Origin of the sequence: Treponema saccharophilum DSM 2985 (genome assembly GCF_000255555.1) — a bacterium.
Classification (GTDB): Bacteria; Spirochaetota; Spirochaetia; order Treponematales; family Treponemataceae; genus Treponema_D; species Treponema_D saccharophilum.
Genome location: NZ_AGRW01000055.1, coordinates 60,633 through 85,239 on the forward strand (window position 1 = coordinate 60,633; position 24,607 = coordinate 85,239).

A 24,607-nucleotide genomic window follows, 5' to 3' on the forward strand; every position below is an offset into this window, starting at 1 on the left:
CCAGAATTTTCGGTGGGCAAAAGCGAAGCCAACCGCTTTTACGTACAGGGCGTTTCAAAAACGCTATTTCCGGAGCCTTTCCGATTCGGTGGTCAGGTCTTTGAGCCATGCCCAATCGGCTTTCTCAAGTTCCTCTTCCGTCGCGCGCCACTGCCAGTTTCCGCTCTGCGTCGAGGGCGTGTTCATACGCGCATCGCTTCCTTTGAGGAGAATGTCCTGCATCGTCAGAATGCACGTCGCCGAGACGCTTTTCATCGCGGATTTCATCATCGCTTTCGGAAGAGCGGACTCGTCCTCAAGCGAGAAATACGCCATCGCGTTCTTCACGTCGGCATTCGGCGCGCTTTTCGTCCATCCGGCAATCGTGTCGTTGTCGTGCGTTCCCGTGTACGCGACGGAATTTTCGGTGTAATGCTCCGGGATGTAGTCGTTTCCGTCCCTCGTGTCGAACGCGAACTGTAGGATTTTCATTCCGGGGAATCCCGTTCCCTTGAGAAGCGCGCGAACTCCGTCCGTAAGGAATCCGAGGTCCTCCGCGATAATCGGCTTGTCGAGAAGGTTTGCCTTCGTGAAAAGCTCCATACCCGGACCCGGGCGCCACGTTCCGTTCTCCGCCGTTTTGCTGTCGGCAGGAATGCAGTAGTATGATTCGAATCCGCGGAAGTGGTCGATTCGAATGACGTCGAACATGAGGAGGCTGTGGTCAAGGCGTTTCTTCCACCACGTGAAATTCGTCTTCTTCATGTGCTCCCAGTTGTAGACGGGATTTCCCCAGAGCTGTCCCGTCGCGGAAAATCCGTCCGGCGGGCATCCGGCGACTTCGATGGGGCGGAGGTTTCCGTTGAGCGCGAAGTTGTCCGGGGACGCCCAGACGTCAACGCTGTCGGCAGAAACGTATATCGGAAGGTCGCCGATGAGCTTTATTCCCTTCGAATTCGCGTATTTCTTCATCTTCATCCACTGTTTGAAGAAGAAATACTGCACGATTCTGTAATATTCGATGTCGTCCTTATGCTTCGCCTTGAACGCGCTTATCGTGCGCCCGTCGCGGAAGCGGAACGCGTCCTCCCATGAGGAGAGGGGAGCGCCGACATGCGCGTCTTTTACCGCCATGAAAAGGGCATAGTCATCAAGCCAGTTTTCGTTTTCCTTGCAGAACGAGTCGAAATCGGCGGGCGTCTTTTCCTTGAAATTCGCGACAGCTTTTTCGAAAACGGAGCGCCTGTTTTGGTAGAGGATGCCGTAATCGGCCCTGCGCTCGTCGTTTCCCCAATCGATTGATTCGTAGTCGCTCTTTTCGAGAAGTCCATCCGATACAAGCTCTTCAAAGTCGATGAAATACGGATTTCCCGCCGCCGTCGAAAAACTCTGGTAGGGGGAATCGCCGTATCCCGTTGGGCATATCGGCAGAAGCTGCCAGTATGATTGTCCCGCCACGCTCAGTTTGTCTATGAAAGAAAAAGCGTGCTTTCCGAGAGTGCCGATTCCTGTGTTTCCCGGCAACGACGAAATGTGCATGAGCACGCCCGAAGACCTTTTGTTCTGATGTACCATTTTGTTTAAGTCCTTTTGCCCGAAAAACGTCTTGTTCAGTCATCGGTCGCGCGTTTTCCGGCTTTCGGTGCCGAAAGAGTGCGAAAGGCTTGCCCCTGATTTTATGGACAAGCCGTTTTTCTTGCGTTGATTTTGGGCATCCCCGAATGATTTCGGAGAAAACCGTTGCGCCAGTACGGCGCGAATGAAAATTGGCTCAAAATCCGGATTTTCAAGAGTCCAGCCGGATTTCCTTTGTCGCGCGGCTCCTTCCTTAACGCGAGTGAAAAATGCCCTGCTAGAGGGCCGGCCGTATGTCCTTCACGCTCTCGCCTTCTATGAATTCGAACGGAAGGAGCGTGTGCACGCTCGGTTTCTGCTGTTCGATGCTTTCAAGAAGCGCGTTGAGACCTTCCTCCACGAGCATTTCCCTTTTCTGCCTGATTGTGGCAAGGCGCGGGCAGCAGAATTCCGCGAGCGGTATCCCGTCAAAACCGATGATTGATATGTCGCCCGGAACGGAAAGCCCCATGTCCGCGAGGCTTCTCATCGCTCCGATTGCCATGACGTCGGACATCGTAAAAATCGCCGTTATCCCGCGCGCGCTTTTCATCAGCGTCCTTGCGGCGCTCGCGCCTCCTTCAAGCGAGTATTTTGAGTGGACGAAATGCGTTTCCTTGTTGAACGCAAGCCCGTGCCGCCTCATCGCGCAAAGAAAGCTTGCCAATCGCCGCCGTGAAAGCTCGGAGCTTTCAAGCTCGCCGCCAATCACGCCGATGTTCGTGTGGCCGTTTTTGATAAGAAATTCCGCGGCTTCCTCGGCGCCCCTTGCGTCGTCAGTGCTGACGCTCGAAAGGTTCCTGTTCACCACGGAATGCGCCTGATTCGATATGATTACGCACGGAACCTGAACTTTTGCGAAGTCATCCTTGTAAACGTCGGGGCTTCCGCCGAGGAAAATCATGCCGAGCGGTTTCTGCTCGTAGAAAATCCTGCATGCGCGTTTCGCCTCGTTGTCGTATTCGTCAAGGACGACGACGTTCGCCGTATACGGAAGGGTTTCGAACCTGCCTTGTATCGTTTCGAGAAGGGAGTTGAGCAGGATGCTTGACGTTCCCTTTACGAAGATGAATATCGTGTGCCTGTCCTGCTCCTTGAGCAATTTCGCGTTCTGGTTCAGCACGAATCCGTATTTGTCGATTATCGACTGAACCTTTTCCCGCGTGGAAGGCCGCACGCCCGGCTGTCCGTTCAGCACGCGCGAGACTGTTCCCAACCCCACGTTGCATTCCCTAGCGATGTCCCGTATCGTCATCATGTCATCCTTTTACAGCACCCGATATTACGCCGCTGATGATGTATTTTTGCGCTGCCAGATAGAAGACGATTATCGGAATGATTGCGAGCACGAGCATCGCCATGAATCCGCCGTAATCAGTTGCGCCGTAAGCGCCCTGCATCGCAATCTGGATCGCGACCGGAACGGTTTTGTTGTCCGTCCCGAGCACGAGATATGGCAGCAGATAGTCGTTCCAAATCCACATGGAGTTCAAAATCGCCACCGTTATCGTCGTGGGCTTGAGCACCGGGAAAACCACAAGAAAGAACGTCTGCAGCGGATTGCATCCGTCTATTTCCGCGGCTTCCTCGATGTCCAGCGGAACTGATTTTATGAATCCCGCGAACATGAATACCGAAAGCCCTGCTCCGAATCCGAGGTAGACGAAGTTCACGCCTATTACGTTGTCGAAGTTCAGTATGTTGACGAGGTAGGTCATCGTGTACATGACCATTTGGAACGGGACAATCATGCTGAAAGCGAAGAGGTAATACAAGCCCGCCGTAAATTTGTTTCTCACGCGCACGATGAACCATGACGTCATCGACGTGCAGATTATGATGAGCACGACCGAAACGACCGTTATGAACGCCGAGCGCATGAACGCCGCGAAGAATCCCGATGTTGAAAGGCCCGCGATGTAGTTCGAGAATCCCGCGAACATCTCCCCGCTCGGAATTGCGAACGGTTCGCTCGAGATGAAAAGCTTCGACTTGAACGAGTTGACTACGACAAGCGCAATCGGAATAAGGAATATGACGGCGAGAATGCTCAAAAGCTGGAAAAGCAGAATCTGCGTCGTGCATTTTTTCCATTTTCTGTTCATTGTTCAATCTCCTTTCTGCTCGTCAGTTTGAGTTGCAGGAATGCGAGCAGCGCGACAATCAGGAAGAAGATTACTGCCTTCGCCTGTCCGACTCCCTGCCAGCCGGTGCGCCCGTAGAATGTGTTGTAGATGTTCAGGGCGAGCATCTCCGTCGTGTTCTCCGGCGCGCCTGCCGTGAGAGCAAGGTTCTGGTCGAACATCTTGAACGTGTTTGCAAGCGTCAGGAACGTGCAGATTGTCACCGACGGCATGACTATCGGGAGCTTTACGTGGAACAACGTGTCCCATGCGGACGCTCCGTCGATTTCCGCCGCCTCAAGAAGCTCGTCGGGCACGTTCTGAAGACCCGCGATGTAGATTACCATCATGTATCCGACAAGCTGCCAGTTTGTGAGAATCACAAGACCCCAGAATCCGTATTCCGTCTTGAACGTTATGTCGACATTGAAGACGGAAAGGACTCCGTTAATCATCAGGTTCCAGATGTATCCGAGGACGATTCCGCCGATGAGGTTCGGGAGGAAGAACACCGAGCGGAAGAATGTCGTCCCGCGAATTTTTTTCGTCAGAAGAATCGCGAACGAAAATGCGATGACGTTCACCGTCACCATCGAGACGACGGTGAACAAAGATGTGAAACCAAGCGCGTGCACGAATTCCGAGTCGAAAGTGAACGCCTTGATGTAGTTGCCCAATCCGACCCACTTGGCGTTCGTGACGGTGGTGAACTTCGTGAATGAGAGACCGATTCCCATGAGAAACGGCGCGACGAAGAACAGCGTGAACGCCAGCAACGTCGGCAGAACGAAGACCGGAAAGTAGCGTGCGATTGATTTCCTCATTAATTCGCCCCTTTTGTTTTGTTATTCAGCGGAGTCGCTTTCCTTTGCCCAGCTGTCCACGACATCTTTGGCAACTGCGCTCCATTCTTTTGTGCCCTGCGCGTATTTGAGAAGCGAAGAGCCGAAATCGTTCTTGAACTTCTGCGACGGGAAGAGCGTGAAGTTCCACGGCACGGATTCGATTCCAGCCCTCTGCGTCCATCTCGTGACCTCGCGCGCGAGCGGGTCGTTGGGGCGCTCTGATTCATCGAACGTGTCGAACGGAGCGATGAAGTGGAATTTGTTCGTGACGTAATCCTTTCCGATGTCGCTTGAGAACAACCAGTAGACGAAATCGATTGCGGCTTTGCGCTCCGCTTCCGTTGCCTGGCTGTTCACAGAGAAGAAGTTCTCAGTTCCGACGCACAGACCCTGCGACTGCTCGCCTGCCGCGCCCGTGTAAATCGGGAGGTAGCGGACGTTCTCCGCCTTGACTTTGTTTCCTGCGACGTCTGCAATCTGTCCCCACGCCCAGTTTCCGTTCTGAACCATAGCGCAGTCCTCAAGCGCGAATTCTGACATCGAGTCGACGACCGTCTTAGTTCCGACAGTCTCGCGCGCTACCGTAGAGTTGTTGAGGTAGAGGTCGAAGATGTTCCTGAAGTTGTCGCCGAACTCGAATTTGATGCGCTTTGTCGCGTCGGAAGCGAGGTCGACGTTGTTCGCCTTGAATTCATAGTAGACGGGGAGGTTCGCCAAGTGCGTCTGCCATCTCCAGTCTTCTCCAGCTTTGAGCGAAGTCGACGCGAAAACGCCCTTGATTCCGAGAACTTCCGCGTTCGCCTGCATGTCCGTTACGAGCGCGCTGAGTTTTTCGAAATCGGTGATTTCATCCATGCTCGTGAACGGCGTGTTCTTCGCTTCGAGCGCGAAGTATTTGTCCGTTATCGCCTTGTTGTAGATGATTCCGTATCCTTCGATTGCGTACGGGATTCCGTAAACGCCGTCGCCAGACGTCACCGCAAGCGATTTGTCGCTCAAATGCTGGTAGAGAGCCGTGTCCTTGAGGTCGGCGCAGTAATCCTTCCAGCGTGCGTAGCCTTTCGGTCCGTTTATCTGGAAAAGGGTCGGTGCCTTTTTTGTCGCCATCTTTGACATGAGCGTCGATTCGTAGGAGTTGTTCGCGGCAGTCTCGACGATAACCTTCGTTCCCGTCAGCTTCTCATACTCTTCGGCAAGCTGCTTGTACTGCTCCGTAACTTCCGGCTTGAAGTTCAGGTAGCGGACCGTCGGCGCCTCTTCTTTTTTGCATGAAGCGAGGATTCCTCCGGCGAGAGCTATTCCAGCCGCTGCCGCAACAATTGCGTTCAGTCTTTTCATAGATTTCTCCTTTTTGGAAACGTTTCCATTTTTGATTTCCTCAAGTATAAGACCAGCTTTCTGAAACTGTCAAATCATTTTTTTGTAAATTTTCGATTTTTTTTTCGACGCTGAAAAGCAGCCTCGTTTTCGGTAGAATGGGCGTGTTCGGTACCTTCGTCGTCGCTCTGCCGCTCGTTCGGAATCGTTTTTCGGGGTGCCGTTCTAATCATCAGGCGATTGCCCGTCCTGAAACTTTTTCAGGCGAAATCCGGCAGCGGAAAATATTTACCGGAATCAATGTATGGAGGAGAAATGGAAAAATTCGACGTTAAGCTCGTTGCCCTCGACTTGGACGACACGCTTCTTGACAGGAACGCGCTGATTAGCGATGAGAATGTCGCCGCGCTGCGTGAATGCGCCCGCCGCGGGATATACGTTGTTCTTTGTTCGGGGCGGCTTGAGGCTGGAATCGTCCCGTTCGTAAGGCGCCTCGAAATTGCGGGGACGGAAGCCGGCAGGTACGTCATAGCGATTAACGGATGCAGCGTTTTCGACATGCACGAGCGCACGCAGATTCAGTGCCACAAAGTTCCCGGCGATGTTCTTCTTCGCGCTGACGAGATGGCGCGTTCAGCCGGTCTTGAGACGCAGGTGTATTCGACCGACACAATCTATTACGGTAAGCTCACCCCGTGGATAAAGATGGACATCGACCTCTGCAAAGTCCGCGGCGTCCAGGTGCCCGATTATCGTTCCCTGCTTGCTGCCGGCTCCCCGAAAATGCTCATTCCTTGCAATCCGGAAACGCCCGAGGTCGCGCACGAGCTTATGATAAAAATGCGGGAGGAATTCGGCGAACGGGCGGTCGTTTTTACGAGCAAACCGTACTTTCTTGAAGTCCTTCCCCCCGGCTGCGGAAAAGGCGAGTCCGTTGAATGGCTCTGCAACCGCCTCGGGTTCGGAATCGAAAAAGCGATGGGCTTCGGCGACGCGCTCAACGACGAGTCGATGCTCAGAAAATGCGGTTACGGCGTCGCGATGAAAAACGCCAGCGACTACATAAAATCCGTCGCAAAATACGTCACCGACTTCGACAACAACGAAAGCGGCGTCGGCCGTTTCATCACGGAGCACGTGCTCTAAACGCGCGTTATCCACCGCCCATCGGAACGCGCCCCGCGTTCCGGTGAACGCTTGCTCCGACCAATCCAAACTGAGAACGATATGAAGCCTCAATCAAGCGCGGGTAGGAACGCCCCGCGTTCCGGTGAACGCTTGCTCCGACCAATCCGAACTAAGAACGAACTGAAGCCTCAATCAAGCGCAGGTAGGAACGCCCCGCGTTCCGGTGAACGCTTGCTCCGACCAATCCAAACTGAGAACGAGATGAAGCCTCAATCAAGCGCAGGTAGGAACGCGTCCCCGCGTTCCGGTGAACGCTTGCTCCGACCAATCCAAACTGAGAACGAACTGAAGACCAAGCAAGCGCGGGTAGGAACGCGTCCCCGCGTTCCGGTGAACGCTTGCTCCGACCAATCCAAACTGAGAACGAGATGAAGACCAAGCAAGCGCGGGTAGGAACGCGTCCCCGCGTTCCGGTGAACGCTTGCTCCGACCAATCCGAACTAAGAACGAACTGAAGCCCCAAGCAAGCGCAGGTAGGAACGCCCCGCGTTCCGGTGAACGCTTGCTCCGGGAAAACCGAACTGAGAACGAAATGAAGCCTCAATCAAGCGCAGGTAGGAACGCGTCCCCGCGTTCCGGTGAACGCTTGCTCCGAGAAAACCGAACTGAGAACGAGATGAAGACCAAGCAAGCGCAGGTAGGAACGCCCCTGCGTTCCGGTGAACGCTTGCTCCGAGAAAGCCGAACTGAGAACGAACTGAAGACCAAGCAAGCGCGGGTAGGAACGCGTCCCCGCGTTCCGGTGAACGCTTGCTCCGAGAAAAACGAACTGAGAACGAAATGAAGACCAAGCAAGCGCAGGCACGCTATACTTTCAGCATGAAAATCGTGATTATCGGTGCTGGTTTTACGGGGATTGAGCTTGCGAAAAGGCTTGTGAACGGAAAGAACGATGTCGTTCTGATTGACAACGACAAGGATGCGGTGCTTTATGCGGAGAACAGGCTCGACTGCGGGGCGATTCTTGCGGACGGGAACAATCTTTCGACGCTTGAGGACGCGGGAATAGCGAATGCCGACGCGCTTGTATGCGTTACGAGCAATGATGAGGTCAACATGATAACGTGCTCGCTCGTCGATTCCGTCTACCCCGACGTGCTGAAAATCGCGCGCGTCCGGAACTACGCCTATTACGCGAACACTGCCGAGGCGACGATGAAGCATTCCTCCGACGCGAGGAAGCACCGCCCGCTGTACGGAATCGATTTTATGGTCAATCCCGATTTCGAGGCGGCGCAGGCAATCGTGAATTCAATAGAAAAGAATTCGATAACCGATTCGCTTCAGTTCGACAATTCGCCGTATGAAATCGTCAGGATAAGCGTCGAGGCGGGAAGCCGGTTCGACGGGAACGCGCTCAAGGATTTGTGGCGGCTGACGGACAAGCGGATTCTCGTCTCGTATATCGAGCGCGACGGCGTGACCTCTCTTCCGTATGGCGAAACTATCGTTCGTTCGGGCGACGTGCTCGGGATTCTTCTTGAGCATAAATTCTTAGGCGAGCTTCTGACTCTGTGCGGGTCAAAACTCAAGAACATCCAGAAAATAGCGCTCGTCGGCGCGGGGAAAATCGGCACGATTGTCGCGGAAAAACTCGGGGAAAAGAGAAGGGCGGAATCGAAATTCTTTCGCCGCCGCGGGGCAAATTTCGTCATAATCGAAAACGATGCGGAGCGGGCCGCCGCCGCCGAGGAGAAATTCAACAAAATTGCGAAGGTGTTCCGCGCCGATGTCACGGAGGAGGAATTCATCGAGGAGGAGCACCTCGGCGAATTCGACCTGCTGATTTGTTCGACGTCGAATTACGAGATGAACATCGTCACGGCGGCCTACATCGAATCACTCGGCGTCGAGAATTCAATCGTCCTCGTCCCGTCCGACGCGTACGGCGGAATCGCGCACCGGCTTGGAATCGAAGTCGCGGTTCCCGTCCGCGATACGGTCGTCGATTCGATAATGAGCCATCTGCGCGGCTCCTCCGTCACGGGAATCCATACGGTGAACGGCGGTTTCCTTGAGATTGCCGAGGTGACGGTCGCCGAAGGTTCCGCCGTTGACGGAAAAATGCTCATGGAGATTTCCGACCCGGGGCGGTTCCTCATCCTTATGGGCCACAAAAGCGGCGAGGAAGCGTATTCGATTCTCGGCGGAAAATCGGTCCTCAACGCGGGCGACAAAGTTGTCGTCATCGCGCCCAAAAAAGACAGCACCGCCGTCCTTGAGCGCTTCTCATAATCGTTTGGCAGTGCCAGACAATTAGCCGGGCATATGGATAATTTCCCGCGGCTTGCTTCCGTTTGCGGGGCCGACGATTCCGCGCTCCTCCATTTCCTCGACGAGTCGCGCCGCCCTGTTGTAGCCTATTTTGAGCCTGCGCTGGATGTAGCTTGCGCTCGCTTTTCCCGACTGGATGACAATCTGGAGCGCCTGGTCGTAAAGCGGGTCGCTTCCGTCGTCGAACATGCTCTCGCCGCTTCCGCCGTCGTCCTCGTCCTCGTCGACGAACATTTCCTCATCGATGTATTCCGGCTCGCCGTACGTCTTCACGAATTCCACGACGCGCTCAACCTCGTCATCGCCCACGAGCGTTCCCTGGATGCGCGACGGGAACGGATCTGTCACGCCGACGTAGAGCATATCGCCTTTTCCTAGAAGCTTGTCCGCGCCGAGCTGGTCGATTATGATTCGGCTGTCCATTTTTGACGCGACCATGAACGCGATTCTGCTCGGGATGTTCGCTTTGATGAGGCCGGTGATGACATCGACGGACGGGCGCTGCGTCGCAAGGACGAGATGGATTCCGACAGCGCGGCTCATTGCGGCAAGGCGCGCGATTGTCGTCTCAAGCTCCTTTCCCGTTGTCGCCATCAAATCCGCGAATTCGTCGATTATGACGACGATATACGGAAGTTTTTCCGTCGCGATGTGCTTCTCTACGATTTTTTTGTTGTACGAGATGATGTTCCTGACTCCCATTCCGTCGAGGAGCGCGTACCGCCGTTCCATCTCGCACAGGCAGTACTGAAGGGACTGGAGCGCCCGTTTCGGCTCCGTGATTACGGGCGTGAGAAGATGCGGAATGTCGTTGTAGAGCTTGAGCTCGACGATTTTCGGATCGACGAGGACGAGCTTCACCTGCTCGGGGCTCCGTTTGTAGAGAATCGAAAGCAGCATCGAGTTTACGCAGACCGATTTTCCCGCGCCCGTCGAGCCGGCAATAAGAAGATGCGGCGTTTTTGCCAAATCGAGCAGCTGCGCCTCTCCCGAAATATCCTTTCCGAGAACGACCGGAATTGCCATTTTATCGAACGCCGGCAGATTCTGCTCGATTATTTCCTTGAAGCTTACGATTGCCCGGCTTTTGTTCGGGACTTCGATTCCCACGGCGTGCTTTCCTGGAATCGGGGCGACGATTCGGATGGAAGCCGCCGCGAGCCTGAGCGCTATATTGTCCTGCAGCGCGACGATTTTGCTGAGTTTCACGCCGGGCGCCGGAAGAAGCTCGTACATCGTTACGGCAGGTCCTTTCCGTATTCCCGTAACCTCCGCCTCAATCTTGAATTCCGAGAGAGTCGCCTTCAGTTCCTCGCCGGCTTTCCGCGTCTCTTCGTCAACAATCCAGTATTCGTTTCCCGGATACGTGTCGAGCAAATCGGTCGGCACCGAATACGGCCCCTTCCTGAATTTTTGCGACTCGGGAATCGAGTTGTTCGTCGAAGGACGGAACGGGTCCGTTTTTGCATCGTCGTTCTCGTCGTCATCCTCGTCATCGGAATCGTCCAAGTCGTCCGTCACGTTCATCTTGTGGTTCATCGCGCGGCTCAAATCGTCGAAATCCTCGTCGCCTTCCTCATTTTCCGCGCTTTCCTGCTCGTCGTCGTATTCGATGACGTTCCCGTCCGAGTCGACAACAGGGCGCGCGGTCGGGTCGAATTCGTACCGGGCGCCGTTTTCCTCGTGATTTTTTCCCGCTTCGTCCAACGCTTTCTGAGCCGCCGACTCAATCTCCGCGAACGCCGCCTGCCTTTCCGCGCGCGCTCTCTCGATTTCCTTGTCGTCCTCGTTTTGTTCGATTTCTTCGCGGTCGGGGATGGCAGAATCCGCCGCCGCGCGCTCATCCGTGTTGTCCCCGTCTTTCAGAACAGGATTCGCCGCCGCGTCGTCGTCCATCAGCGAGAAAATTCCCCCGACAAGTTCCCCCGCAATCTCCGCCTCCGCCAAATCGCCTTCGTCGTCTGCGGAATCGATTTCTCTTTCCTCGTTTTCGGAATCGCTTTCCGGTTCGACGTTTTCGGAGTCGATTTCAGCTTCGTCGTTTTCGGAATCGTTTTCGCTTTCGTCATTTTCGGAGTCGTTTTCGCTTTCGTCATTTGCGGAATTGATTTCGCTTTCGTCATTTTCGGAGTCGATTTCGCTTTCGCCGTTTGCGGAATCGTTTTCGATTTCGTCGTCTGCGGAGTCGCTTTCCGTTTCCTCATTCGCGGAGTCGATTTCAGCTTCGTCATTTGCGGAATCGCTTTCCGTTTCCTCATTTGCGGAGTCGATTTCGCTTTCGACGTTTTCGGAATCGCTTTCGCTTTCGTCATTTTCGGAGTTGATTTCGCTTTCGTCGATTTCGGAATCGCTTTCAGTTTTGTCGTTTTCGGAATCGTTTTCGCTTTTGTCGTTTTCGGAGTCGATTTCGCTTTCGTCGTTTTCGGAGTTGATTTCGCTTTCGACGTTTTCGGAATCGATTTCCGTTTCGACGTTTTCGGAATCGATTTCGCTTTCCTCGTTTTCGGAATTGATTTCGCTTTCCTCGTTCGCGCTTTCCTCGTTTTTGGAGTCGATTTGCTCTGTTGCGGGGGGATTGTCGAAGATGTGGGCGAAGGGGTTTTCGTCTTCGGTCTCGTAGGAGGTGGATAGTATTTCGGAGGCGGGCGGGATGGCGGGGGCGGTGATGTCGAGCGTCGGCTCGCCGTCGTCGATTTTCGTGCTTTCCTCAAGCATTTCGTCGAGGTAGACCGGTTTTACGTCGTTCCGCACGAAGTCGAGGATTTTGTCGCCGATTGCCATGTCCACGAACGTCACCGGCTCGTCCTTCGCGCGCTTTCTCCACGGGGATTTTTTCTTGTCGTCGATTTCCGTCGCTTCCTCAAGGACGTCGTTCAGGTAAACGGAGCGGACTTGTTCCTCGATTTTCTCGCCTTTTTCGTAGTTCTTGAAATTGAGGACGCCGTCCTCGGAAACGCGCTCCTGCACGATGTCGCCGAAAATCGCAATCAGGATGAATTCGCCGACGACCATCATCGTCCCGAGCAGAATCGTCGAGAACAGCTCGATTCCGAGAACTGTTCCGGTGCTTGTCGCGGAAAAATGCCTGCACAGGCGCTCCATCGCGACGAGGGTGAAAAACGGGACTATCGAAAGCGCGAGAATCACGCCGTTTTTGATTTTCCATTCGCGCCCAATCATCTGAAGCGCCGAGACGAGAAAAAACGCCGGTATGAAAAGCGAGCTTATTCCGTATGCGCCCGAAAGCATTCTCCCGAACCGATAGAGCGCGTTGTTGTGCGCCGCGCTGTTCCCGCCGAAATCGATTGCGACGAGAAGAAGCGAGATGAGAAAAACGGCGGCGAGCGTGAAAAGCGCCGTTCCGAGCGCCGTCGTTTTTTTGATTTTCCTTGAGAATTGCCAGATTTTGTCTAAAAGAGCGTTCATAACTGTAATGATATGCCGTTTGAAAATTAGTGATGATTTTTTTGCGAACGGTTTTCCGTTTTGCCTTCGTCCCAAAACGCGCGGGGCGGAATTCGAACGAAAAACCATTTTCTATTATCGGATTCTGCGATGGCCCATCAAACCATTTTTTGCGCGCGTTCCCGCTTTTTTGCTGCGTGCCGATAATGGGGGAATGGACGTGTTTGTATTTTTCAGGCTGATTTTCATCGTTCTCGCTGTCGTCGGGATTTCGCTTCTGCTTCCGCTCGGGGTTGCCGTTGCCTGCGGGGAGAATTCCGTCGTTCCGTCGTTCCTCATCCCGATGATTGTTTCCGTCGCGCTCGGATTGTTTTTCTTTTTTGCGGGAAAAAAGAAGACGGTGCGGTTTTCGACCCGCTCGGTGTTCCTTTTTGTCGCGTCCGCGTGGATTTTCATAAGCCTTTTCGGTTCCGTTCCCCTTCTGATGTCCGGCGAATTCGCCTCTTTTTCCGACGCGTTTTTCGAAAGCTGCTCGGGCTTCACGACGACGGGCGCGACGGTTCTCTCCGATATCGAACGCCTTCCGAGAAGTTTGAATTTGTGGCGGTGCGAGATGCACTGGCTCGGCGGAATGGGAATAATCGCGCTCACCGTCGCGCTCCTTCCGCTTCTGGGCGTCGGCGGGTTCAACCTTATAAAGGCGGAAAGCACCGGCCCCGAGAAGGGAAAGATAACGCCGAAAATGGCGAACACCGCGGAAATGCTCTGGATTCTCTACGGCTCGCTGACGCTCCTGCTTGCGCTCGCGCTGAAAATATGCGGGATGGACGCGATTGACTGCATTTCGTACGCGTTCTCCACGCTCGGAACGGGCGGATTCGCGACGAGAAATGCAAGCGTCGCCTCGTACGGTTCCGCGCCAATCGAAATCGTCTGCACCGTTTTCATGTTTCTTGCCGGAGTGAATTTCAGCCTCTATTTCTACATAGTCACCGGAAAATTCTCCGAGGTCAGGCGCAACACCGAATTGAAGGCGTACCTCGTGATTTGCCTCGTTTTTTCCATATTAATAGCGGTTTTTCTTGTTCCCCAGTTCGGCGGGTTCTTTTCCGCGCTGCGCTATTCGGCGTTTCAGGTCGCCTCGATTGTCAGCTCGACGGGTTACATGACGTCCGACTATCTTTCGTGGAGCCCTCCCGCGCAGTTCGTCATATTCGCGCTTTTTTTTGTCGGCGGCTGTTCCGGTTCGACTGCCGGCGGGTTCAAGGTCGTGCGGTGGTGCATCCTGGCAAAGCAGTGCAGGAACGAGATGATGAAAATGCTCCATCCCCACGGCGTTTTTTCGATTCGGCTGAACGGAAGCGCGGGGAGAAATGACCTTGTTTTTACGATAGGCTCGTTCGTTTTCGTCTATTTCGGGCTCGTCGTGTTCACGACGTTCCTGGGGACGCTCGGGCATCTCGACGTACTGACATCGTTCACGGCGTCGCTTTCCATGGTCGGGAACATCGGTCCCGCGTTCGGCTCGCTCGGTCCCGCGGACAACTACGGGGTCCTGCCTCCCGCGCTTAAATTCTGGTACTGTTTCGCGATGATTGCCGGCCGCCTTGAGCTGTACAACCTGCTCATCCTCTTCCTCCCCGAATTCTGGCGGAAGTGAACGGCAGTTTTCAGAACGCTTATGACTTTGCGTGTCATTCCGAACAAAATCAACATGGTGGCGGGGACTTGCTGTATGAGGCTGGACGGGCGCGGCTGCCTTGCTGTTTTGCAAGGAATCGTGATTCTTCCGTTCGGTGATGAAATATGCTTGCTGCTTCAAACGAATTCATTTCGGAGAAAAAGTGCCTCCCGTAACGGAGGCATTTTTTCTCGCCTGAGTTTTTCCGCTCTCCTTTATAGTTGATTGACTTGAGAAGTGTCATGCTGAACGGATTGCGAAATCCCGTTTCAGCATGGCAAGACCTGCATCAGCCGTTTTTTCAGGCAGAGCGTTTCGGAGAAGGCGGGTTATTTCCAGACGCCCGTGCGGATGAACGTCTCGTCGCGCTCGTATCCGACGCTTATGATTCCGACTTTTGTCTCGCAATAGTCCTCGATGAATTCGACGTAGTCGCGCGCTTCTTTCGGAAGCTTGTCGTACTCGCGGATGTTTTTGAGGCTCGTCTTCCAGCCCTTGAATTTCTTGAGGACGGGCTTGGCGTTCTCCATGTCCTCGACTCCGGCGGGGAAGTCCGTGACGATTTTTCCGCCGATGTCGTAGGCGACGCACGCCTCAATCTGCTCCATCGGGTCGTAGATGTCGAGATGGGTCAGGACGAGCGAGTCGAGCGAATTCACGCGGCATGCGTAGCGGAGCGCGACCAAATCGAGGTATCCGCACCGTCTTGCCCTTCCCGTCGTGACGCCGTATTCGCGTCCCGTCTCGCGCACTGTCCTGCACAGCTCGCTTTCCGCGGCGTCGGAATCGTTGAATTCCGTCGGCATAGGACCGTTTCCGACGCGCGTCTCGTACGCCTTGAAAACGCCGAGTATCTTGTCCAAATCGTGCGGTCCGATTCCGCATCCCGTCGCGGCTCCGGCAGCGCAGCTTGCGCCTGAAGAAACATACGGGTACGTTCCGGAATCGATGTCGAGCATCGCTCCCTGCGCACCCTCAAAAAGAATGTTCTCGTCCTTGTATTCGTGCATCTTCGCCGTCAAATCGACGCGCATGCTGATGAGGCGGTCGCGGTATTTGTCGAGGTACGCCTTGTCCTCTCCGTCGAATTCGGCCATCTTCTGCGCCCAGTCGAGGTCTGCGAGGCGGATTCCGTCGCGGTGGGCTTTTTCTGCGTATGCGATTCCGATTCCGCGTCCGGTCGTTCCAATCGGGCGTTTGCGCTCCGCGTCGCGCTTCTTGTCCATCTCGCGGTATCTCGGAAGGATGATGTGGGCGCGGTCGGAGATGAAGACGCGTCCTTCCCAATCGATTCCGTTGTCCTTGAGCATCTGGAGCTCGTTGAAAAGCGCCTCCGGGTCGATTACCATTCCGGCACCGAGAAAGACGCTCTTGTCCTTGTAGAGGATTCCGCTCGGAACCTGGTGGAGCGCGTACTGCTTGCCGTCAACGACAATTGTGTGCCCGGCATTCGGTCCGCCCGCATACCTGACGACGTACTTCGCGTCCTCAGCCAAATAATCAACGATTTTACCTTTTCCCTCGTCGCCCCACTGCGCGCCGATTACAACGACCTTCATAAAAAGCCCCCAATAAGATTTGAATCGGAAAATCCGAAACGCAAAATGCTACGAATCATAGCACGGATTTGGGGTTCAGTTCTATTGATTGCTTGGTCTTTTGGTCGTTCTAAGTCCGGATTTGTTGGAGCAATCATGTCCGGCACGCGGTGCGAGCCTCCTTTTGTGGGAGTGGTCTTTTATGGGTTCTAAGTCCGGATTTGTTGGAGCAATCATGTCCGACACGCGGTGCGAGCCTCCTTTTGTGGCTGTCTGGTCTTTTGTGGGTTCTAAGTCCGGATTTGTTGGAGCAATCATGTCCGGCAAAAAAAAGGGGGATGGAATGAAAATACGGAAAAAAAAATCCTAAAAAATTGACGATGAATATTCATTCAGCTAGAATCAATATATCCCCTTTTGGGGGAAAGGAGTTTATATATGAAAATGACTAAATTTGTCGCGGTTGCTGTTGCGGCGGCTGCATCATTGCTTGCAAGCTGCGGAACTACATCAAACGTAAACAATGTTCCGATGGTCGATAACGAAACTGTTATGATTGACTATCAGGGAAAGTCTATGGGCGGAGCAATCCCGAAGTGGGTCAACGCGGCTCTTGACGGAACTCGGTCTGGCGTGGCGAAGACGCTCGAGCTTGACAACAAGCAGCTTTTCGTTTTCATCAAGAAGGGCACCGACCTCGACTTCCTCCAGATTTGGACCGACAACGTTGATGTCCGCGCCGAGGTTTCGAATTCGTTCTCGCAGGCTGTCGCTCAGGCTGCGGACGCAAGCATTCAGGCGAGTGATGCCGCAGGAAAGCAGTCAAAGGAAAAGTCTGTCGGTCTTCTCACGAAGACGCTCTCAGCTCTTGAGCTGAACGGACTCCTCAAGGAGGCTCAGTTCTGGACCCGCACTCGCAGCGTCAACGAGAAATTCGTCGGAAAGAAGCAGGGCTCTGTTCCGGGCGACCAGTACTATGATTACGAGTACAACTACATCGTCGTGTTCGCTATGGACAAGGATGTGTACCAGACACAGCTCGATGCGGCTTTGAACGGAGTTGAGGACAACACGTCAGAGACCGAGCTCCTCAAAAAGGCACTCAGCACAAGCCTTCTTGAGCCGCTTATCAGCGAGTCAAAATAACGGCTGACCGCAAACGAAATCTCCTTCGTCTTTTTTATGGATGAGGGAGATTTTTTTTGTTCCGCCGATGTTCGTTTCGGTTCCGTGCCGCGTTGTTCGTCTGCGCGTTTCTGGAACCTGCTTTGCGCACGGAAAAGACGGTTTTCCGCTGTTTTTCCGCACGCGCGTTTTAGGAGGAATTATGAGAATCGGAAGGTTCGTTGCGGCGGCTTTTCTGCTTGCGATGGCGGCAGAAGCGTTCGCGAAGGAGAGCGTTGTCGATTGGAAGGGGCGCGAATTCGGCGGGAAGAAGAATCCGTCATGGGTTTCCGCCGCAGAAAAAGGGAAGGAATCGAAGGTACGGAAGCTGCTCAAAATAGACAAGGACGACATTGTGTTCATCGTTTCGGGAGAAGGGGAAGACAGCGAGCTTGCCGACCTCGACGCGAAATCGAAGATTGATTCGCTTATCCTTGAGCGGTTCGTGACGGAAACCTCCGCCTCGTCGTCGTATTCCCGCGAGGAAATCCTTTCCGGGGCTGTCGTCATAGTCGGTGTCGTCGACTGCGCCGATTTCTGGGTCGCGACAAAAAACGGCGATTCCGTTTCCTACAAGGCGTTCCGCGTGAAGTCTATTTCGGCTCCCGTGTGGAGCGCCCTAAAATCGAAGAGAATTGCCGAGCTTGACGGCCGCGCGAAACCTGCCGAAGCCGAGCCTGAATCCGTCGCGGAGGACGTTCCCGCCGAAAATGCCGAAAATGCCGAAAATGCCGGGAACGAGGACGACGTTCCGGAAATATTCGTCGATTAGCGGGCCGTTCACCATAAAATCGTGTTCCTGAATTCCCGATTGCCCGATTTCGTTTTTGGGGCGGAATCGGGCTAAAAGTACGCGTTACTTTTACCGCTTTTCATAATAAAATCTGCGAAACACAATTTTAGAGGTAAAACGATGAGCAAAATCGCTATCAGAATCAATTCAGCTGACGTCGTTGCTGTTGCATTGCAGCCGATTGCGAAGGGCACCACTGTCGTGCTTGAGGCGATGGACAACGTTCCCGAAGCGAGCGTCACGCTTCAGGAGGACATCACTGCCGGGCATAAATTCGCCATCAGGGACATAAAGAAGGATGAGCCTGTAATAAAATACGGTTACCCAATCGGTGCGGCAAAAGAGGATATAAAGGCGGGCTTCCACGTCCACACGCACAACATTCACACGCTTCTTTCGGAGAAATTCGAGTATTCCTACAACGCCGACAGCGCGAAGAAGGCTTACGACGCATGGTACGCGGAATCGGAGCATCTCCGCAAGAACGTTCCGACCGTAAACGTCTACAAACGCGCGGACGGCCGCGTCGGTTCCCGCAACGAGGTTTGGATTGTTCCCCTCGTCGGCTGCGTCAACAAAATTTCCGAGAATCTCGCCGCGTGGGCGAACGGAAAATTCTGCGCGGGCGAGCCGAAACCGAGCGTCGAAGGCGGCCTTGAAGGATTCTTCACGTGGACGCATCCGTACGGCTGCTCACAGATGGGAGCGGACAAGGAGACGACCGCGCGCATCCTCGCCGATTTGGTGAACCATCCGAATGCGGGCGGCGTTCTCGTCGTCTCGCTCGGCTGCGAGGAGAACAACATCCCGTATTTCAAGAATTTCCTCGGCGATTACGACGAGAACCGCGTGAAATTCATGGTCACGCAGGATTTTGAGGACGAAATCGAAGAGGGAAAACGGCTTTTGACGGAGCTTGCCGGATATGTCTCGGCATTCCGCCGCGAAAGCGCCCCGCTCACGGAAATCGTCCTCGGAATGAAGTGTGGCGGCTCTGACGGAATGAGCGGAATCACGGCGAACGCGCTTATCGGCAGAATCTGCGACGCGATGACGGGAATGGGCGGACGCGTCATGCTCACAGAAGTTCCCGAGATGTTCGGCGCGGAGCAGATGCTGATGAACCGCTGCGTGGACAAAAACCGGTTCGACAACACGGTGAACCTCATCAACGGGTTCAAGGACTACTACGCGCGCCACAACCAGGTCTGCTACGAGAATCCTTCCCCGGGAAACAAGGCGGGCGGAATCACGACGCTTGAGGACAAATCGCTCGGATGCGTGCAGAAAGGCGGAAAGGCGCCCGTCACGGGTGTTTTGAAATACGGCGAGCGCCTTACCGAAAAAGGGCTTTCGCTTCTCGAAGGTCCGGGCAACGACATCGTCTCCACGACTGACATGACGGCTGCGGGCGCGAACATCATCCTGTTCTCGACCGGTCGCGGAACGCCGCTCGGTGCGCCCGTCCCGACGGTGAAAATCGCGACGAACCATCCGCTCGCGCAGAAAAAATCCGGCTGGATTGACTTCGACGCTGCGCGCCTCCTCGACGAGCCGAGCGATTCCGTCCGCGACGCGCTCCTCAATCAGATTTGCGACATCGTGTCCGGTCGTTCCGTCACGAAAAACGAGAAGAACGGCTACCGCGAGATTGCCATTTTCAAGGACGGCGTGACGCTGTAAGTCGTTTTTCCGCCCGGAAAAGGTCAGCCGCGTGAGAAGAATCGTTTTCCCGCGGCTGCCTGACGACGGAACGAACGCGAATCCGGAATGACAATTGAGTAAATCCCGCCCCCGGAACCAGTCCGCTCGGGGCGTTTTTTTATGCCGGAAACTGCAAAATAGCTTGAAAAAGAGCGAATCCCGCAAGTATCATGCTTTCCGCCCGTGGAGATGAAGATGAGCGAAAACAAAACGAAAGCCCCCAGAAACAAGACTATCGAAATTTCCGATTCCGAGGCGGAATCTCTTCGGAAAAGGCTTTTTGTTCCGGCGCGCTCGGGGGAAATCCGGGCGGATGAATTCGTCGGGCGCACGATTCTGGGCGATTGCGTCGATATTCTTCCCCGCCTTCCCGAGTCGTTCGCCGACCTTGTCATCTGCGACCCGCCGTACAATCTCTCGAAAAAATTCGGTGATTTCTCGTTCCGCTCGATGGATTCGGAACAATACGAGGAATATCTTGAGTCGTGGCTTCCCGCACTTTGCCGGATAGTGAAGCCGAGCGGCTCGCTTTATCTTTGCGGCGACTGGAAATGCACAGCTTCCCTCCAGCGCGTGCTTGAGCGCAATATGACGGTGCTGAACCGCATAACATGGCAGCGGGAAAAAGGTCGCGGCGCGAGCCGGAACTGGAAGAATTCGATGGAGGACATTTGGTTCGCCGTGAAAAATCCCGCGGAATACGTTTTCAACATCGATGACGTGAAGGTAAAGCGCCGGGTTCTGGCGCCTTATACGGAAAAGGGCATTCCGAAAGACTGGGAATTTGACGGGGAGAAGAAATTCCGCCTTACGTATCCGTCGAATTTCTGGGACGATATCACCGTTCCGTTTTGGTCGATGCCTGAAAATACCGAGCATCCGACGCAGAAGCCCGAAAAGCTGTACGCGAAACTTATCCTTGCGTCGTCGAATCCCGGCGACATAGTGTTCGACCCGTTTCTCGGAAGCGGAACCGCGAGCGTCGTCGCAAAAAAACTCGGCAGGCGGTTTGCCGGAATCGAAATCGACGAGAGATACTGCCTCCTCGCGGAAAAACGGCTTGTCCTTGCAGAAACGGACGCCACAATTCAGGGGTACGGTGACGGCGTTTTTTGGGAGCGGAATTCAGCGGCGCAAAAATGACCGTTCGCCGTTTTTTTTGAGAAAAAACGCAGAATTTTTCAAAAAACACTTGCATTTTAACAAAGCCGTGGTATCATAAAGTCGTGGTCAGGAAAGAGATGAGGACTTACACCGGCTGCACGTACAGGAGGCGTTATGCAATATCCGACGAAGAGAGAAGGCTCAGAAGAGCATGTTCACTAATTTATTGCGCCACCAGCGGCTAAGCTGGCACAGAAAAAATGCGGTTCTTTTAAGAACTTCAGCATTCTAAACGGCACCGGAGATACGGTGCCGTCTTTTTTTGCGCGGAGGCATTCTCCGCCGGTTTTCGTGACGAATCGAAACCGTCTGGCATTTTTATGCGGGCGCGACGTCTACCATAAAGCCGGAAAATCATGTATACTCCAATCCCGATTATGGACGCGTGTATTTGCAACAGAAAGGGCTTTCTCTCAATAAAATCATCGTCCGCTTTATTTTTAATCCGTATTTTTTAGGCTGAATTCTTTGGATTCAGCCTTTTTTTTGAGGTTTTTCGTTATGAGCAAAAGAGAAGACATCGACAAGGTGCTGATTATCGGTTCAGGACCGATTGTCATCGGGCAGGCGTGCGAGTTCGACTATTCGGGAACGCAGGCGTGCAAGGCGTTGCGCGAACAGGGATACAAAATCGTCCTCGTCAACTCGAACCCGGCGACGATAATGACCGACCCCGTCATGGCGGACGCGACGTACATCGAGCCGCTGAATGTGGAGAGGCTTTCGCAGATAATCGAGAAGGAACGCCCGGACGCGCTTCTCCCGAACCTCGGCGGCCAGACGGGACTGAACATGGCGATGGAGCTGAACAAGGCGGGCGTCCTCGACAAGTACGGCGTGAAGGTAATCGGCGTGAACCTCGACGCAATCGAACGGGGCGAGGACCGCGAGATTTTCAAGGAGACGATGAAGAACCTCGGAATCGACACGCCGAGAAGCGACATCTGCCACACCGTCGAGGGCGCGGAGAAAATCGCCGAAAAAATCGGGTTCCCGCTCGTCGTCCGTCCCGCATATACGATGGGCGGCCAGGGCGGCGGATTCTGCTACAACATCGAGGAGCTGCGCACAATCGTCTCAAACGGGCTTGATTTGTCGATGACGCACCAGTGTCTTATCGAGGAGTCGATTCTCGGCTGGGAGGAACTTGAGGTCGAGGTCGTGCGCGACTCGAAAAACCAGATGGTCGCAATCTGCTTCATCGAGAACATCGACGCGGTGGGCGTCCATACTGGCGACAGTTTCTGCTCCGCGCCGTTCCTCACTATTGACAAGGCGCTTGAGGAGAAGCTCCGCACGATGGCGTTCAAGATTGTCGAGTCGATCGGCGTCATCGGCGGAACGAACGTGCAATTCGCGCACAACCCCAAGACTGGACGCGTCGTCATAATCGAAATCAACCCGCGCACGTCGCGCTCGTCCGCGCTCGCCTCGAAGGCGACGGGGTTCCCGATTGCGCTCATCTCCGCCAAACTCGCCAGCGGCCTTACGCTTGATGAAATTCCGTACTGGCGCGACGGCACGCTCGACAAGTACACCCCGGGCGGCGCGCCCGACGGCGATTACGTCGTCCTCAAATTCGCGCGCTGGGCGTTCGAGAAATTCCGCGGCGCGGAGGATTCGCTCGGCACTTCGATGAAGGCGGTCGGCGAGGTCATGTCAATCGGAAAGACGTTCAAGGAGACGTTCCAGAAGGCGATACGCGGGCTTGAGAACGGGCGCGCGGGGCTTGGCTTCGCGAAAGACTTCAACAAGAAGAGCGCCGACGAGCTTTGCGAGATGCTCCGCACGGCTTCGAGCGAGCGGTATTTCCAGATGTACGAGGCGCTCAGGAAGGGCGTTTCCGTCGAGAAGCTGCACGAAATCACGTTCGTCAAGGAATACTTCATCAACGAGATGAAGGAGCTTGTCGAGCTTGAGGAGAAGATGCTCCAGAATCCGGGACGCGTTCCCGAGGACAGCCTCCTCATCCAGGCGAAGAAGGACGGATTCTCCGACAAATATCTCTCGAAAATACTCAAGGTCTCGGAAAAGGACATCAGGAAACGGCGCAACGAGCTTGGAATCCGCGAGGCGTGGCTTGCCGTTCCAGTCTCTGGCGTGAAGGGCGCGAACTACTACTATTCGACGTACAACGCCGAGGACAAATCGACGGCGACGACGAACCCCAAGAAGATAATGATTCTCGGCGGCGGCCCGAACAGAATCGGACAGGGAATCGAATTCGACTACTGCTGCTGCCACGCGGCGATGCAGCTCAAGGAACTCGGATATGAGACGATTATCGTCAACTGCAACCCCGAGACGGTCTCCACGGACTACGACACGTCGGACAAACTCTACTTCGAGCCGGTCACGACGGAGGACGTCCTCCAGATTTACGAGAAGGAGAAGCCGTTCGGCGTAATCGTGCAGTTCGGCGGGCAGACTCCGCTCAACATCGCGCGCGAGTTGCAGGAAAACGGCGTGAACATTCTCGGAACGTCAATCGACTCCATCGACATCGCCGAGGACCGCGACCTTTTCCGCCACATGATGGACAAACTCGGAATCCCGATGCCCGAAAGCGGGATGGCGGTGGACTTTGACGAGGCGAAAGCGTGCGCGGAGAGAATCGGCTACCCGATTATGATTCGCCCGTCGTTCGTTTTGGGCGGACGCGGAATGGAGGTCATCTACGACGAGAAGACGCTCAAGGAATACGTCGAGAAAGCCGTCGGCGTCACACCCGACCGCCCGCTCCTCATCGACCGCTTCCTCAAGAACGCGCTCGAATGCGAGGCGGACGCGCTTGCCGACTCGAACCACGTCTACATTCCCGCGGTCATGGAGCACGTCGAGCTTGCCGGAATCCACTCGGGCGACAGCGCGTGCGTCATTCCTCCGGTCTCGATTCCGAAGGAGAACCTCGCGACAATCAAGGAATACACGAGGAAAATCGCCGAAAGCCTCCACGTCTGCGGCCTTATGAACATGCAGTACGCGATTGAGGACGGAAAGGTCTACGTCATAGAGGCGAACCCGCGCGCAAGCCGCACCGTCCCGCTCGTGTCGAAAGTCTGCGACACGCAGATGGCGCGGCTCGCCACGCGGATGATGCTCGGCGAGTCGCTTGAGTCGCTCGGGCTTAAGGACAAGACGATTCCGTATTTCGGCGCGAAGGAGGCTGTCCTTCCGTGGGCGCGCTTCCCGGGCGTTGACCCGATTCTCGGGCCGGAAATGCGCTCGACGGGCGAGGTTCTCGGAATGGCGGAGAATTTCCCGCTCGCGTTCTACAAGTCGCAGGAAGCCGCCGGCTCGGAGCTTCCGCACGCGCCTGCCGCCTGGGAGAACAAGAAGGTCCTGATTTCCCTGTCGAACAAGGAAGGGCAGAAGGAGCAGGTTCTCTTCATCGGAAAGACGCTCAAGGATTTGGGATTCACGATTGTCAGCACGGAAGGAACCGCGGAATTCTACCGCGAGAACGGAATCAAGTGCGACGTGGTGAACAAAATCGGCGGCGGACGTCCCGACGTAATCGACGCGATTATGAACAAGGAAGTCTGTCTCGTCATCAACACTCCCAAAGCGAAGCGCAACTACGCCGAGGACAGGAAGACAATCCGCAAGGCGTGCCTCAAGTACAAGGTGCCGTACATCACGACGCTTGCAGGCGCGATGGCGGCCGTGCAGGGAATCGCCTCCGTCAAGAACGGGAACGGCGGCGAGGGCGGCGTGAAGTCGCTTCAGGAATACCACGGAATGATTCGCTGATGCGAATGGTTCCTGCGGGATTCGCGGTTTTATGAATTTTCCCGCCCTGACGGAGAATGTGTCGG

Annotated in this window: 15 protein-coding genes; 8 read left to right on the forward strand and 7 right to left on the reverse strand. The window is 54.7% G+C overall.

The window, feature by feature from the left end; genetic code table 11:
- Nucleotides 1–63: 63 nt before the first annotated feature.
- The 5 genes from malQ to TRESADRAFT_RS14180 form a co-directional block, all read right to left on the reverse strand.
- Entirely contained in the window at nt 64–1,554 is a 1,491-nt protein-coding gene (gene malQ, locus TRESADRAFT_RS14160; protein ID WP_002706592.1) for a 4-alpha-glucanotransferase, read from the reverse strand.
- 277 nt (nt 1,555–1,831) lie between these two features.
- Entirely contained in the window at nt 1,832–2,851 is a 1,020-nt protein-coding gene (locus tag TRESADRAFT_RS14165; RefSeq protein ID WP_245534362.1) for a LacI family DNA-binding transcriptional regulator, read from the reverse strand.
- A gap of 1 nt (nt 2,852) precedes the next feature.
- The gene (locus TRESADRAFT_RS14170) at nt 2,853–3,698 is read right to left on the reverse strand and encodes a carbohydrate ABC transporter permease (RefSeq protein ID WP_002706594.1); all 846 of its coding nucleotides are present in this window, start codon (nt 3,696–3,698) and stop codon (nt 2,853–2,855) included.
- Nucleotides 3,695–4,540 (reverse strand): carbohydrate ABC transporter permease, encoded by an 846-nt coding sequence (locus tag TRESADRAFT_RS14175; RefSeq protein WP_002706595.1) that lies wholly within the window; start codon nt 4,538–4,540, stop codon nt 3,695–3,697. The genes TRESADRAFT_RS14170 and TRESADRAFT_RS14175 overlap by 4 nt, the downstream gene beginning before the upstream one ends.
- Nucleotides 4,541–4,561: 21 nt before the next feature.
- On the reverse strand, nt 4,562–5,899 hold the full coding sequence (locus tag TRESADRAFT_RS14180; protein ID WP_002706596.1) for an ABC transporter substrate-binding protein: 1,338 nt from the start codon (nt 5,897–5,899) through the stop codon (nt 4,562–4,564).
- Nucleotides 5,900–6,193: 294 nt separating this feature from the next.
- On the opposite strand from TRESADRAFT_RS14180, the gene TRESADRAFT_RS14185 reads away from it, so the two are divergent.
- Nucleotides 6,194–7,024, forward strand: coding sequence for a Cof-type HAD-IIB family hydrolase (locus TRESADRAFT_RS14185; protein WP_002706597.1), 831 nt, complete (start codon nt 6,194–6,196; stop codon nt 7,022–7,024).
- An 861-nt stretch (nt 7,025–7,885) separates the two neighbouring features.
- The gene (locus TRESADRAFT_RS14195) at nt 7,886–9,301 is read left to right on the forward strand and encodes an NAD-binding protein (RefSeq protein ID WP_040843354.1); all 1,416 of its coding nucleotides are present in this window, start codon (nt 7,886–7,888) and stop codon (nt 9,299–9,301) included.
- A 21-nt stretch (nt 9,302–9,322) separates the two neighbouring features.
- Here TRESADRAFT_RS14195 and TRESADRAFT_RS16850 read toward each other — a convergent pair whose 3' ends face one another.
- Nucleotides 9,323–12,766: a DNA translocase FtsK gene (locus tag TRESADRAFT_RS16850; protein ID WP_002706599.1), complete on the reverse strand. Its 3,444-nt coding sequence runs from the start codon at nt 12,764–12,766 to the stop codon at nt 9,323–9,325.
- Nucleotides 12,767–12,959: 193 nt separating this feature from the next.
- Between TRESADRAFT_RS16850 and TRESADRAFT_RS14205 the strand changes: the two genes are divergently transcribed.
- Nucleotides 12,960–14,405, forward strand: coding sequence for a TrkH family potassium uptake protein (locus TRESADRAFT_RS14205; RefSeq protein ID WP_002706600.1), 1,446 nt, complete (start codon nt 12,960–12,962; stop codon nt 14,403–14,405).
- Between the two features lie 350 nt (nt 14,406–14,755).
- On the opposite strand, the gene purA is transcribed toward TRESADRAFT_RS14205, so the two are convergent.
- Nucleotides 14,756–15,985, reverse strand: a complete 1,230-nt coding sequence (gene purA / locus TRESADRAFT_RS14210) for an adenylosuccinate synthase (protein ID WP_002706601.1) — start codon at nt 15,983–15,985, stop codon at nt 14,756–14,758.
- Nucleotides 15,986–16,402: 417 nt separating this feature from the next.
- On the opposite strand from purA, the gene TRESADRAFT_RS14215 reads away from it, so the two are divergent.
- From TRESADRAFT_RS14215 to carB, 5 genes are all read left to right on the forward strand, one after another.
- Nucleotides 16,403–17,110: a hypothetical protein gene (locus TRESADRAFT_RS14215; protein ID WP_002706602.1), complete on the forward strand. Its 708-nt coding sequence runs from the start codon at nt 16,403–16,405 to the stop codon at nt 17,108–17,110.
- Nucleotides 17,111–17,291: 181 nt separating this feature from the next.
- Nucleotides 17,292–17,900 (forward strand): hypothetical protein, encoded by a 609-nt coding sequence (locus TRESADRAFT_RS14220; RefSeq protein WP_002706603.1) that lies wholly within the window; start codon nt 17,292–17,294, stop codon nt 17,898–17,900.
- Between the two features lie 141 nt (nt 17,901–18,041).
- Entirely contained in the window at nt 18,042–19,604 is a 1,563-nt protein-coding gene (locus TRESADRAFT_RS14225) for a UxaA family hydrolase (RefSeq protein WP_002706604.1), read from the forward strand.
- 216 nt (nt 19,605–19,820) lie between these two features.
- Complete coding sequence (locus TRESADRAFT_RS14230) at nt 19,821–20,768, forward strand: DNA-methyltransferase (RefSeq protein ID WP_002706605.1); 948 nt, start codon at nt 19,821–19,823, stop codon at nt 20,766–20,768.
- A gap of 522 nt (nt 20,769–21,290) precedes the next feature.
- Complete coding sequence (carB, locus tag TRESADRAFT_RS14235) at nt 21,291–24,542, forward strand: carbamoyl-phosphate synthase large subunit (protein WP_002706606.1); 3,252 nt, start codon at nt 21,291–21,293, stop codon at nt 24,540–24,542.
- Nucleotides 24,543–24,607: the final 65 nt, after the last annotated feature.